Origin of the sequence: Herbiconiux moechotypicola, from assembly GCF_024979255.1 — a bacterium.
In the GTDB taxonomy this organism is placed as follows: Bacteria; Actinomycetota; Actinomycetes; order Actinomycetales; family Microbacteriaceae; genus Herbiconiux; species Herbiconiux moechotypicola.
On sequence record NZ_JANLCN010000001.1, the window covers coordinates 54,761 to 66,538 of the forward strand.

Below are 11,778 nucleotides of genomic sequence, written 5' to 3' on the forward strand. Positions count from 1 at the left end.
CGAGCCGCGCACACGCGGCCGGTGCCCCATTCTGGGACGGCCCGGCGCGGGCGCGCCAGCGGTGCGTCACCCCCCGACACACGGGGCAAGAATGCGTAACAATCGCACGCTCAGGCGTTCGGGGCGTTCTCGTTCCCGCCACGCCTCCAGCGCGCCGCCGGGTGGTCGGCCGCCAGCCGGTCGGAGCGGTCGGAGCGCAGTCGCGAGCGGAAGGTGCCGCCCGTGGGGAACCCGCCGAAGAGACCGCGTTCACGGAGCCGGGGCACCAGCAGCTCGGTGAAGTCGTTCAGCGACCCGGGCGACACGAACTGGTGCAGCAAGAAGCCGTCGACCCCCGACTCGTCGACGAACCGCTCCACCTCGGCGGCCACCGCATCCGGTGTGCCGATGAAGCGGTCGTCGGCGAAGGCCGTCACCCGGCTGAACCGCTCGCGCACCTCGCCCGCCGGCAGCGGCGGCGTGTCGGGCCGGGCGCCGGCGATCTGGGTGTGGTTGGTCTCCTGCTTCACGAGCGGCTCGTCGTCGCGATAGCGCGTGAAGTCGATGCCGCTCCAGCCCGCGTAGGCGGCCAGCTGGGCCTCGGCCGAGTAGTACGACTGCAGGTCGTCGATCTTCTCCTGCACGGCGATCGGCGTCGAGGCGAGCACCGGGTTGAGCCCCACCACGGCGCGGATCTCCGACGGGTCGCGGCCGAACTCGGCCGCCCGGCGGCGGATGTCGTCGAGCCCCTCCCTGATCTTCGCGGGCTCCGACTCGCCCACGAACACGAGCTCGGCGTGCCGGGCGGCGAACTCGCGCCCGCGCGCCGACCAGCCGGCCTGCACGATCACGGGCGTGCGCTGCGGCGAGGGGATGCTGAGGTGCGGGCCCGCCACCTGGAACTGCGCCCCGTCATGGTCGATCCGGTGCACCTTCGACGGGTCGGCGAAGCGGCGCCGCTCCTTGCTGCCGAGGTAGGCACCGTCTTCCCAGCTGCCCTCCCAGAGCCCGTACGCCACGTCGAGGAACTCGTCGGCGCGGTCGTAGCGCGTGTCGTGCGCCACCACGTCGAGGCCGAAGTTGCGGGCGGCGCCCGGCAGGTAGGAGGTGACCACGTTCCACGCCACCCGGCCCGCCGTGAGGTGGTCGAGCGTGCTGAACCGGCGGGCGTGGGCGAACGGATGCTCGTAGGTGGTGGAGACGGTGGCGCCGAACGCGAGGTGCTCGGTCACGGCCGCGAGGGCGGGGATGTGCAGCAGCGGGTCGTGGGCGGGGATCTCGACGCCCCACTCGAGCGCCGTGGCCGCCGAGCCGCCGTAGGTGTCGTAGAGGCCGAGCACGTCGCCGAAGAAGAACAGGTCGAAGCCGGCCTCCTCGGTGCGCCTGGCCAGGTCGAGCCAGTACTGCAGCCCGGTGGCGTTCAAGCGCTCGTCGGAGGGGTGCGTCCACAGGCTCACCGCGCCGGAGCCGTTGCCCACGCAGGCCTGCTCGTAGAGTCCGTACAGCAGGGGGCGGCGTTCAGGCATGGGTGCTCTCCTTCGCGTGGCCGGCGGTCGAGCTCCAGAGGAGTGCGCCGTCGACATGGGTGGCGGTGACCGGGGTCGAGCCGGTCTCGACCAGTTCGGCGCGAGCGTCGAGTGGGTCGGGGCTCGCCGTGTCGAAGACGGCGAAGTCGGCGCGCGCGCCCGGCGTCAGGTGCCCGGTCGAGCCCTCCAGGCCGAGCGCTCTCGCGCCTCCGAGGGTGACCGCCTCGAGCAGCCGCTCGTGCAGGTCGGCCTCCCGGTACCCCTGCGCCCGCGCCAGCAGATGAAGGGCTGCGACGTCGGCGAGCGGGTTGAGCGACGGCGACGAGGAGAGCGAGTCCGTGCCGACGGCCAGAGCGTTGCCCTCGGCCAGGTAGGCGGCCACGGGTGGCGGGTCGAGCCCGATGACCGCGTTGGAGCGGGGGCACAGCGCCACCGTCACGCCCCGGCGTCGCAGCAGCGCGCGGTCGTCGGCGTCGACGTAGATGCCGTGCGCGAGGTGGGTCGATGGGGTGAGCGCACCCGCCCGGTCGAGGTAGGAGATCGCCCCGAGGCCCGAGCCGCCGCCGGCGAGCAGCTGCAGGTCGGCGTGCCCGTACTGCCGCCACTGCTCGGCGAGCGTGCCCGTCCCCGTGCGCGTGAACTCGTCTTCGGAGGCGGCCTCGGCGGCATGGATGTGCTGGCGCAGCCCGAGCTCGGCCGCGAACTCCACCAGGTCGTGCAGCACGTCGGTGTCGAGCGAGTACACGGCGTGCGGCGAGAGCCCGGTCGCCGGGGGAGCCGGGATGCGGCCCAGCGCCTCGGTCACGCGGGCGCGGCCCTCCGCATCCCACCGCCCCGCCTTCCAGTTGAACACCTCCCAATAGACGATGCCGTGCAGCCCGGCGTCGTGCAGCGCTCCGCCCGCCGCCGGGTCGGTGACGATGTCGGCCAGCGCCGTCGTGCCCCAGCGCAGTGCTTCAGCCGCCCCGGAGGCCGCCGAGGCGGCCCAGTCGTGCGGGCGCTCGTACGCCTCCTGGAAGGCGTGAGACCAGTGCTCGAAACCGTCGTAGCGGCCGAGTCCGACTGCGGCCATGTCGCTGTACTGCAGGTGGGTGTGGGCGTTCACCAGGCCAGGGGCGATCGTGCCCTGCCACTCGATCTGCTCGAACCCGGTCTCCAGGCCCGACACCACCTCGTGGTGCGCACCGGCTGCCACGACGACACCCCCGCGCACCGCCACCGCGCCGTCGGCGACCGGAGGGCCGGACACCGGGAGGAGCACGGGCGCACGGTGGACGGTCACGGTGGATGGCACGCGCTGGAGCCTAGGGCTGCGGCGCGGCCGGTGCGAGCGAGGGCGCAACAATCCGGAACACTCAGCGCCGCAGCGCCTTGCGCGCCAGACCGTTCCCGATGAACTGCACGGCCTGCACGATCACGACGATCACGATCACCGCGGCCCAGGTGACCACCGGGTTGAACTGCCGGTAGCCGAATTGGATGGCGAAGGTGCCGAGACCGCCACCGCCCACGTAGCCCGCCACCGCCGACATGTCGACGATAGCGATGAGCACGAAGGTGTAGCCGAGCGTGAGCGGCCCGAGCGCCTCGGGGATGACGAGCGTGAGCACGATGCGCAGCCTGCTCGCCCCCATCGAGCGCGCCGCCTCGATCACCCCGGGCTGCACGGTGAGCAGGTTCTGCTCCACCACCCGGCTGATACCGAAGGTGGCTGCGAGCGAGAGGGTGAAGATGATGGCGGTGTTGCCGATGCCGGTGCCCGTCACCGCCCGGGCGAGCGGCTGGGCCGCTGCCAGGAAGATGATGAACGGGATGGGCCGGAACACGTTCACCACCACGTTGAGCACCGCGAACACGGGCCGGTTCGAGTAGATGCTGCCCGGCCTGGTGGTGTACAGGCCGAGCCCCACGAGAAGCCCGCCGATGCCGCCGAACAGCAGGCTGAGCCCCACGATGTAGAGCGTCTCGACGGTCGCCTGGCCGAGCTGGGGCAGCAGCCGGATGAGGTCATCCACGGTGCGCCTCCGTCACCTCGACGCCGGCCGGCAAGGCCCCCAGCGCGCCGTCGATCGCGGCGTCCGCGCCTCGCACAGCGAGCGTGAGGTGCCCGAACACCCGCCCGCGGATGTCGTTGATGCCGCCGTAGACGAGCTCGAACTCGAGCCCCGCCGCCGAGAGCCCGGCGAAGAGACGGCCCTGGGCGCCCGCATCCGCCTCGCCCTCGCGGAACGAGAAGGTCACCAGTCGCCCCGGGTGCCGCTCGCGCAGCACCGCGATCTCCGCGGCCGAGGGCACACCCCGCACCACGGTCGACACGAAGCGCTGCGACGACGCCTGCCGGGGGCGCGAGAACACCTCGAACACCTCGCCGTGCTCCACCACGCGCCCCGCATCCATCACCGCCACCTTCGTGGCCAGGGTCTGGATGACGTCCATCTCGTGCGTGATGACGATGATGGTGACGCCGAACTCCTCGTTCACGCGCTTCAGCAGCGCGAGCACCTCGTGGGTGGTCTCGGGGTCGAGGGCGCTGGTGGCCTCGTCGGCGAGCAGGATGCGCGGCCGGGTGGCGAGGGCCCTGGCGATGCCCACGCGCTGCTTCTGGCCGCCCGAGAGCTGCTCAGGGTAGGCCTGCGCCTTGTCGGAGAGTCCGACGAACGCCAGCAGCTCGTCGACCCGGGCCGCGGTCTCGGCCCTGCCGAGACCGGCGACGCGGAGCGGGTAGGCGACGTTCTTCCACACCGTGCGCGAGGTGAACAGGTTGAACTGCTGGAAGATCATGCCGATGCCGAGCCTCAGGCGGCGGAGCTCCCGCTCTCCGAGGCCCGTCACCTCCACGCCGTCGACGAGGATGCTGCCGGAGGTCACCGGCTCCAACGCGTTGACCAGGCGCACCAGGGTGCTCTTGCCCGCGCCCGAATAGCCGATGATGCCGTAGACGTCCCCGGCCTCGATGTCGAGGCTCACGCGGTCGACGGCCGTCACGGCGTACCCGCCCCGCGAACGGGACGGGTACGCCTTCGTGACCTCGCGCAGGCTGACGAGCGGCATCAGCCGCCGTGCGCCGCGGTATCGGCCTCGACGTCGGCGAGCGACGCCCGCAGGTCGTCGACCGGGGTGGTGAGGAACACCGCGGTGCCTCCCGAGGCCTCCTGCACGCCGTCGAGCACCGCCTGCGTGGTCTGGTAGATCTCCACGAGCTTGGCGTAGGTGGGGTTGTCGGCGTCGTCGGCGCGGGCGGCGAAGATGTTTACGTAGGGCAGCGCGTTGGGGTCGGACGGGTCGTCCTGCGCGATGGCGTCGGCCGCGGTGAGACCGGCGTCTTCGACGAAGTCGTTGTTGATGATGGCGGCGGCCACATCGGGCAGCGACGTGGGCGTGAGCGAGGCCTCCAGCGTGGTGACCTTCACCTTCGAGGCCGACTCGTCGATGTCGTCGAGCGTGGCGAAGATGCTGCCGCCGTCCTTCAGCTCCACGAGTCCCGCCGACTGCAGCACGAGCAGGCCGCGGGCGAGATTGCTCTCGTCGTTCGGGATGGCGACGGTCGAGCCCTCGGGGATGTCGGCGACGTCGTCGTACTTCGTAGAGTAGAGGCCGAGCGGGTAGATCGCGGTGGCGCCGATGGGCGTGAGGTCTTCGCCGGCCGAGACGTTGTACTGCGCCAGGTAGACGATGTGCTGGAACTGGTTGAGGTCGAGCTCGCCCTCGGTGAGCGCGGGGTTGGGCTGGGCGTAGTCGGTGAAGTCGACGATGTCGACCGTGATGCCCTCCTCGGCGGCGGCTTTCTTGTAGGTCTCCCAGTACGGGTCGCTCGCCCCGACGACCCCGATCTTCACCGGATCGCTGTTGCCGGTCGAGTCGCCCGCGTCGGTGCTGCCGGAACCCGACGAGGCGCAGCCGGCGAGCAGCGCGATCAGAGGCAGTGCCACGGTGGCGGCCAGGAACTTCTTGCTGATGGACATGTGATTTCCTCTCGGTGGTACGAGGGGTGACCCTAGAACGGGGGTGCATTCCCGTGCCGGAATATGACGTGCCGCCGTCATGGTGTTGCGCCGTGTGACCTAGCGTGGAGGTCATGGCGGGGGAGCGGGGAGTCGTGGTGAGGCGGTGGCTGCTACTCGCCGGGGCGATCGTCACCGAGGTGTCGGCCTCCCTGTCGCTGAAAGCCGCGCTCGACCATCCCGGCTGGTACGTGCTGGTCGTGAGCGGGTATCTCGCCGCCTTCGTGCTGCTGGCGTTCGTGCTGCGCGCGGGCATGCCGCTCGGGGTCGCCTACGGGGTCTGGGGTGCGCTCGGGGTGGCGCTCACCGCGGGACTCGCGGTGCCGCTGTTCGGCGAGTCGGTCACCCCGCTCATGCTCGTGGGGATCGCGCTGGTGATGGCCGGGGTGCTCGTGGTGGAGATCGGTTCCCAGCGCGCCGCGGCGGTTCGTTCGACGGAGAACCGCTGATGGGTTGGCTGTTTCTCGCCGCGGCGATCCTGTTCGAGGTGGGCGGCACCCTATCGCTGCGGATGGCGACCCACGGCAGGGCGATCTGGTACCTGCCCGTCGGCGTGGGCTACGTGGCGGCCTTCACCTCGCTCGCCCTCTGCCTCGGCCAGGGCGTGCCGCTCGGTGTCGCCTACGGCATCTGGTCGGCCGTGGGCGTGGCCCTCACGGCGATCGCGGGCCGGGTGCTGTTCAAGGAGCCGCTGACGTGGCTCATGGGTCTCGGCATCGTGCTCATCGCCGGGGGAGTGCTCCTCATCGAGCTCGGGCACTGAGCAGCGGGGCCGGTCAGGCGGCGGGGGCGAGCCGGGCGTCGAGATCGTGTGCGATGGAGTCGAGCTCGGCCGCCAGCCCGGCGAGGTCGCTCGCACGGGTGTCGAATCGGTGCGCGGCCGTGTAGAGCGCGAGGCGCAGCCGTGCTGCGGCGGCCGGCTGACCGTGCGCGATCGAATCGACGCGGGAGTGCAGCGCGCGTCGCTTCTCGAGCAGGTCGCGGGGCCAGAGTGCGGTGGAGGTCATGGGGTGTCCTTTCGCTCCCGCGCGACGTTACGCCCGTGCGGCGCGGGAGCTCGGTGTGTGACGCCCGCGTGTCACTCTGTTGCGTCGCGTGACGCTCACGGGGCCGGCGGGGTGGCGGCGATGCCGTGGGAGGATGGGGACGCGAAGGCGTGGACGACGAACGAAGGAGTGACCGTGACGGATGCCGATGAGCGGGTCGTGCTGTGGGTCGAACTGCGGGTGCGCGCCGAGAGCGTGGAGCAGTTCGTGACGGTGGCGGCGGAGCTCGCCGCCCGGTCGCTGGCCGACGAGGAGGGCTGCCTGCACTACGACGTGGTGGAGCTCGACGCGGCCGAGCGCGTCTACGGCATCTACGAGGTGTACCGCGACGCCGACGCGGTGACCGCCCACGGCGCCTCCGAGCACTACGCCGTGTGGAAGGCCGTGGCGGGAACGTTCTTCGAAGAGGACGGCAAGTCGGTGCGCCGCGGGCGTCTGCTCTAGGTGACCGCGACGCTCGTAGCGCGGGGAGTGGCCGGAGGCCACGACCACCGTGTGCTCTTCGAAGGCCTCGATCTCGTGGTCGCCCCCGGCGACGTGGTCGGGGTGGTAGGGGCCAACGGGGCGGGCAAGTCGACCCTCCTGCGCATCCTCGCCGGTCTCGACGCGCCGCTCGAGGGAGTGGTGTCGCTCGCCCCTGCCGACGCGTTCGTGGGCTTCCTGCCGCAGGAGCACGAGCGGATGCCCGGGGAGACGGTGGCCGGCTACGTGGCGCGCCGCACGGGTACGGCCGCAGCGACGGCCGAGATGGATGCGACGGCGGCAGCGCTCGGTGACGGCACCGACGCGTCGGCCGACGCCTACTCGGCGGCCCTGGAACGCTGGCTGGCCAGCGGGGCCGCCGACCTCGACGAGCGGATGCCCGTGGTGCTCGCCGAGCTCGGGCTGGAGGTGTCGGCCGACGCGCAGATGACCGCGCTCTCCGGCGGCCAGGCGGCTCGGGTGGGGCTCGCCGCGCTGCTGCTCTCGCGGTTCGACGTGGTGCTGCTCGACGAACCCACCAACGACCTCGACCTGGACGGTCTCGATCGGCTGGAGGCGTTCATCCGGGGCCTGCGCGGGGGTGTGGTGCTGGTGAGTCACGATCGGGAGTTCTTGGCGCGGAGCGTGAACCAGGTGCTCGAGCTCGATCTCGCGCAACACTCGCACCGGCTGTTCGGGGGCGGGTACGAGTCGTACCTCGAGGAGAGGGCGGTGGCGCGGCGGCACGCGCGCGAGGACTACGAGGAGTTCGCGGCGAAGAAGGCCGATCTGGTGGCGCGGGCGCGCACGCAGCGCGAGTGGTCGAGCCAGGGGGTGCGGAACGCGATGCGCAAGGCGCCCGACAACGACAAGATCCGGCGGCGGGCGGCGACCGAGTCGAGCGAGAAGCAGGCGCAGAAGGTGCGGCAGATGGAGAGCCGCATCGCGCGGCTCGACGAGGTGGAGGAGCCGCGCAAGGAGTGGCAGCTGCAGTTCACCATCGGGGCGGCGCCGCGTTCGTCGGGCGTGGTGGCGACGGTGTCGGAGGCGGTGGTGCGGCAGGGCGGTTTCACGCTCGGGCCGGTGACGCTGCAGGTGGATGCGGGCGACCGCATCGGGATCACGGGGCCGAACGGGGCGGGCAAGTCGACGCTGTTGCGGCTGCTGCTCGGGCGGGTCCCGCCCGAATCGGTGTCGGGCTCGGCGTCGCTCGGGGCGTCGGTGGCGGTCGGCGAGATCGACCAGGCGCGGGCGGTGCTGGCGGGGTCGTCGTCGTTGCTCGACGCGCTCTCGGCGCAGCTGCCCGATCTGCCCGCGGCCGAGGTGCGCACTCTGCTCGCGAAGTTCGGTCTTAAGGCCGACCATGTCGGGCGCGCGGTTGACGAGCTGTCGCCGGGGGAGCGCACCCGCGCGGGACTCGCGCTGCTGCAGGCGCGTGGGGTGAACGTGCTCGTGCTCGACGAACCGACCAACCACCTCGACCTCCCGGCCATCGAGCAGCTCGAGCAGGCGCTCGACTCCTACACCGGCACCCTGCTGCTCGTCACCCACGACCGGCGCATGCTCGAGACCGTGCACCTCACCCGCCGCTGGCACGTCGCCGGAGGCCGCGTCACCGAAGCCTGAGGGGCGACGCGACACCGGGTCACGGCCGAGCGCTGTGAACGAGCTGGTGGGCGCGCTGGAAGGAGACGTTGAGCATGGAGCCGATGTCGCGCACGGGGACTCGTTCGTCGGCCAGACGTCGGGCGAGGAGAGCCGTCTCGCGGCGCGCTTTTTCCTCGAGCTGGGCCGCTTCGGACCTCGTCGACCGGATTCCTTCGAGCGTGTGGGCCACGTCGACCTCACCGATGCTGTCGACCACCAGATCGACCTCGACCGAGTCGGCCGGTGCTTCGGTGACCAGCGCGATGTAGTCGGCCGCCATGACCGAGGCCTCGGACAGTCTGCGTGCTTGGGTGAGACCGTCGATCTCGGGAACGCGGATCATCCACCACTTGCCCTCACGCGTCACGTGAGCCGTGTATCTCATCGGTGCTCGTCCTCCTCGATCGCCGCCAGGAGCCGTCGGTAGACGCCCGGACTGATGGTGCGGTGTCCGTCAGGGATGGTGAAACTCGTCCCGCCCGGCCCACGCCACTTCGTGTGGGAACCGGATGAGGTCACGATGATCCATCCGGAACGTCGCAGCAACGCCCGAACTCTCCGCGTCGGTTGTTCAGTGACCACGATAATAGTCCAGGGTGAATAGACAGAACAAGTCATTAAGGGCTAGACAATTTGAACACATCATGAACTCAGCTTCGTGGCGGACGAGCACGGGGCAACCTGAGTAGTGGGTGCTTGTGGAGAGCGGGGAGTGGGGGTGGCGGGTAGCGTCGAGGGTATGGATGACGGGAGGACGGCGCGCGAGGAGGCCGAGAGGAGCGGGGTCGACCCGGTGCAGGAGCTGACGCCGCGGGACTCGTTGCGGCAGTTCAGGCTGTTGCCGCGCCGCAAGCTTCCGCAGTTGCCGCCGCGTGGTGAGAGGTGGAGTGGGCTGCTGCGGCCCGCGACTCTGGTCACGGTGGGGATCGTGGGCGTGCTGGTCGCCGTGGTGTGGATCGGAGTCGCGACGGTGCGGCCGAGCACGCCGACCACACTCGACGGCGTCACGGCCGAGGCCTCTGCGCTCGTCGATCAGGTCGTGCAGACGCTCGACCCCGCCCCCACCTCCGACGAGGAGACCACCACCGTGCAGGAGTGCCCCGACGGCACCGCCGACGAGCAGGCTGTCGTCACGCGCGTGCTGACCCCGGCGACCGGGTTCGAGCCGCGCGAGTGGGCGGCATCCGTGCGCGAGCACTTCGAGGCCGAGGGGTGGAACGTGGGGGTGGAGACGGTCGGCGATCGCGGCGGGGTCGACATCAGCCTGCTGGGGCACGCGCTGGTGCCGGTGGCCGTCGAAGTCGACTCGGATGCGGACGGCGCGGTGACCGTGACCGTGACCAGCGAGTCGCGCTGCACCTCATCCGCGGCCTGAGCCGAGGCGGTCTGAGCCGAGGGCCTGAGCCGAGGGGCCTCAGCGGAAGGGCCTGAAGAACTCCCGCAGCTCGGAGGCGTACAGCTCCGGCTGCTCGAACGCCGCGAAGTGCCCGCCCCGCGACGGCTCGGTCACCCACACCGTGTTCGCGCTGCGCTCGAGCCACGCCCGCGGGGGTCGCACGATGTCGCCCGCGAACAGCGAGAACCCCGACGGCACCTCCACCCGCCTCAGCAACTGCTCGGGCGGCAGCGCGGCGTTCGCCCGGTACATGCGCATCGACGACGCGATCGTGCCGGTGAGCCAGTAGATCGTGAGGTTCGTGAGGATCTCGTCGCGCGTGTACACCCCGTCGAGCGACCCTCCCGGCCGCAGGTCGCTCCACGCGTGCAGCTTCTCCACGATCCACGCGGCGAGTCCGGCGGGGGAGTCGGTCAGCGCCACCCCCGTGGTCTGCGGCTTGGTGCGGTGCACTGCCGCGTACGCCCCCTCGGCGGCTCCCCACGCCATCGCCTCGGAGACCCAGCGACGCTCCTCGTCGCTCAGCACCGTCGGGTCGAGCGCGGCCGGCGGCAGACCCGCATCCGTTCTGTGCACCGCCACGACCCTCGACGGATGGTCGAGCGCGAGGTAGCGGCTCACATGGCTGCCGATGTCGCCTCCGGCGGCGGCGAAGCGTTCGTAGCCGAGAAGGGTCATGAGCTCGGCCCAGAGGTCGGCCACCTGCCGCGAGTCGAGCGGATGCGCGGGGCGGGCGGAGTAGCCGAAGCCCGGCACGTCGGGCACCACCACGTCGAAGGCGTCGGCCGGGTCACCGCCGTGCGCCCCCGGGTCGGTGAGCAGCGGGATGACCTTGAGGTAGCGCCAGAACGAGTCGGGCCAGCCGTGGGAGAGCACGAGCGGCAGCGGCGCGGGGGCGCCCTGGATGCGGGGGGCGCGCACGTGCACGAAGTGCACCCCGAGGGGATCGCCGTTGCCGAGGGCCGCGCGGAAGTGGGGCAGCTCGTTGAGCCGTGCCTCCACGGCCGGCCAGTCGAAGCCGTCCGCCCAGTACTCGACGAGCTGCCGCAGCCACTCGGTGTCGACACCCAGCTCCCACCCCGAGCCGGGCGGCGCGTCGACCCAGCGCGTGGCCCTCAGCCGGGCGCGCAGCTCGTCGAGCGCGGCCGGATCGGTGCGGAGCGTGAACGGAGTGAGGCTCGCGGTGGCCATGCGCCCAGCGTACGCGCGACGGCCGACACAGCCCGGGGCCTCTGCCAGACTGAGACCACGACCGCGCCGCCGGCGCCGCATTCGAGGGGGATCCGATGTCCACAGCCGCACCCGAGCCCGCAGCCGCCGCAGCCGCCGGATCCGCATCCGCATCCGCCGCCGCCCCCGCCCGCCGCCCGAAGCTCGCCGTCGCGGCGATCGTGCTGGCGGGGATCGTGATCGTCGTGCACGCGGTGTGCCTGCCGATCATCTTCGGTTACTCCGCGGGCGGACTCACGATGATCTGGATGTTCGGGCTCGCCCCGGTGCTCGGCGTGGTGGGCGTGGTCGCCTTCGTGCTCGGGCTGGTCTCGCTCATCACGGCGATCCGCACCCATGCATCCGTTCTGCTGCCCGTCATCGCGCTGGTGCTCGCCGTGCTCCCGGGCGTCGTCCTCTCCGTTCTCTGGAACTACCTCACGTCGAGTTCCTTCTCCTTCGGGCCCTGAGCGCCAGACCGGCGGCGACGGCCCGATCTCGGGCGCGCGTGT

General features: G+C 71.5%; 15 protein-coding genes. 6 read left to right on the forward strand and 9 right to left on the reverse strand.

The genetic code is table 11. The features are described 5' to 3' along the window. Nucleotides 1-110: 110 nt before the first annotated feature. The 5 genes from N1031_RS00275 to N1031_RS00295 all read right to left on the reverse strand — a co-directional run bounded on the left by N1031_RS00275 (nucleotide 111) and on the right by N1031_RS00295 (nucleotide 5,467). Entirely contained in the window at nucleotides 111-1,505 is a 1,395-nt protein-coding gene (locus N1031_RS00275) for an NtaA/DmoA family FMN-dependent monooxygenase (protein ID WP_259477581.1), read from the reverse strand. Then, nucleotides 1,498-2,799 (reverse strand): amidohydrolase family protein, encoded by a 1,302-nt coding sequence (locus N1031_RS00280; RefSeq protein ID WP_259477582.1) that lies wholly within the window; start codon nucleotides 2,797-2,799, stop codon nucleotides 1,498-1,500. The genes N1031_RS00275 and N1031_RS00280 overlap by 8 nt, the downstream gene beginning before the upstream one ends. A gap of 61 nt (nucleotides 2,800-2,860) precedes the next feature. After that, on the reverse strand, nucleotides 2,861-3,520 hold the full coding sequence (locus tag N1031_RS00285) for a methionine ABC transporter permease (RefSeq protein WP_259477583.1): 660 nt from the start codon (nucleotides 3,518-3,520) through the stop codon (nucleotides 2,861-2,863). Further along, nucleotides 3,513-4,556, reverse strand: coding sequence for a methionine ABC transporter ATP-binding protein (locus tag N1031_RS00290; RefSeq protein ID WP_259477584.1), 1,044 nt, complete (start codon nucleotides 4,554-4,556; stop codon nucleotides 3,513-3,515). The genes N1031_RS00285 and N1031_RS00290 overlap by 8 nt, the downstream gene beginning before the upstream one ends. Further along, the gene (locus N1031_RS00295; RefSeq protein WP_375163592.1) at nucleotides 4,556-5,467 is read right to left on the reverse strand and encodes a MetQ/NlpA family ABC transporter substrate-binding protein; all 912 of its coding nucleotides are present in this window, start codon (nucleotides 5,465-5,467) and stop codon (nucleotides 4,556-4,558) included. The genes N1031_RS00290 and N1031_RS00295 overlap by 1 nt, the downstream gene beginning before the upstream one ends. Before the next feature lie 113 nt (nucleotides 5,468-5,580). Between N1031_RS00295 and N1031_RS00300 the strand changes: the two genes are divergently transcribed. After that, nucleotides 5,581-5,955, forward strand: coding sequence for a DMT family transporter (locus tag N1031_RS00300; protein WP_259477585.1), 375 nt, complete (start codon nucleotides 5,581-5,583; stop codon nucleotides 5,953-5,955). Continuing rightward, entirely contained in the window at nucleotides 5,955-6,269 is a 315-nt protein-coding gene (locus tag N1031_RS00305; RefSeq protein WP_259477586.1) for a DMT family transporter, read from the forward strand. The genes N1031_RS00300 and N1031_RS00305 overlap by 1 nt, the downstream gene beginning before the upstream one ends. A gap of 13 nt (nucleotides 6,270-6,282) precedes the next feature. Here N1031_RS00305 and N1031_RS00310 read toward each other — a convergent pair whose 3' ends face one another. Then, entirely contained in the window at nucleotides 6,283-6,513 is a 231-nt protein-coding gene (locus N1031_RS00310; protein WP_259477587.1) for a hypothetical protein, read from the reverse strand. Nucleotides 6,514-6,687: 174 nt separating this feature from the next. Between N1031_RS00310 and N1031_RS00315 the strand changes: the two genes are divergently transcribed. Both N1031_RS00315 and N1031_RS00320 read left to right on the forward strand, forming a co-directional pair. Next, nucleotides 6,688-6,996, forward strand: coding sequence for a putative quinol monooxygenase (locus N1031_RS00315; RefSeq protein WP_259477588.1), 309 nt, complete (start codon nucleotides 6,688-6,690; stop codon nucleotides 6,994-6,996). Beyond that, nucleotides 6,997-8,640, forward strand: a complete 1,644-nt coding sequence (locus tag N1031_RS00320; protein ID WP_259477589.1) for an ABC-F family ATP-binding cassette domain-containing protein — start codon at nucleotides 6,997-6,999, stop codon at nucleotides 8,638-8,640. A gap of 19 nt (nucleotides 8,641-8,659) precedes the next feature. Here the strand turns inward: N1031_RS00320 and N1031_RS00325 are convergent, their stop codons facing one another. Together N1031_RS00325 and N1031_RS20490 are read right to left on the reverse strand one after the other, a co-directional pair. After that, nucleotides 8,660-9,046, reverse strand: a complete 387-nt coding sequence (locus N1031_RS00325) for a hypothetical protein (RefSeq protein WP_259477590.1) — start codon at nucleotides 9,044-9,046, stop codon at nucleotides 8,660-8,662. Beyond that, complete coding sequence (locus tag N1031_RS20490) at nucleotides 9,043-9,279, reverse strand: type II toxin-antitoxin system HicA family toxin (RefSeq protein ID WP_375163593.1); 237 nt, start codon at nucleotides 9,277-9,279, stop codon at nucleotides 9,043-9,045. Before N1031_RS20490 ends, N1031_RS00325 begins: the two co-directional genes overlap by 4 nt. A gap of 121 nt (nucleotides 9,280-9,400) precedes the next feature. Here N1031_RS20490 and N1031_RS00330 point away from each other — a divergent pair, with 121 nt between their 5' ends. Then, nucleotides 9,401-10,036 (forward strand): hypothetical protein, encoded by a 636-nt coding sequence (locus N1031_RS00330; protein WP_259477591.1) that lies wholly within the window; start codon nucleotides 9,401-9,403, stop codon nucleotides 10,034-10,036. Between the two features lie 39 nt (nucleotides 10,037-10,075). On the opposite strand, the gene N1031_RS00335 is transcribed toward N1031_RS00330, so the two are convergent. Then, entirely contained in the window at nucleotides 10,076-11,248 is a 1,173-nt protein-coding gene (locus tag N1031_RS00335; protein WP_259477592.1) for an epoxide hydrolase family protein, read from the reverse strand. A 95-nt stretch (nucleotides 11,249-11,343) separates the two neighbouring features. Here N1031_RS00335 and N1031_RS00340 point away from each other — a divergent pair, with 95 nt between their 5' ends. After that, nucleotides 11,344-11,736, forward strand: coding sequence for a hypothetical protein (locus tag N1031_RS00340; protein WP_259477593.1), 393 nt, complete (start codon nucleotides 11,344-11,346; stop codon nucleotides 11,734-11,736). Nucleotides 11,737-11,778: the final 42 nt, after the last annotated feature.